General features: G+C 59.7%; 1 protein-coding gene. It reads right to left on the bottom strand.

The window, feature by feature from the left end:
• The coding region (locus FQ668_RS28195) for an adenylosuccinate synthetase (protein WP_144180878.1) at nucleotides 1-238 on the bottom strand (238 nt) is incomplete at both ends.

Raw genomic sequence — 238 nt, 5'->3', positions numbered from 1 at the left:
CGCCATCTCCTTGTAGACGGGGACCGCCCTCGAAAACTCAGACTGGAAGACGGGAATCTCGGGGGTGAAGACGCCATCGACCTCGTAGCCAATCGCGACCGGGATGGTCTCAAAACTGTCGAGGACGTCCAACTTTGTCAGCGCGATGTCGGTGAGTCCGTTGATGCGATTGGAGTAGCGAAGAACAACGAGGTCCAGCCACCCCACGCGGCGTGCGCGCCCCGTTGTTACACCGTAT

The organism is Pseudomonas sp. Kh14, from assembly GCF_900291005.1.
GTDB classification, from domain to species: Bacteria; Pseudomonadota; Gammaproteobacteria; order Pseudomonadales; family Pseudomonadaceae; genus Aquipseudomonas; species Aquipseudomonas alloputida.
Note: the sequence above shows the minus strand (reverse complement) of the source record. Positions and strands in the feature narration are given on the sequence as shown.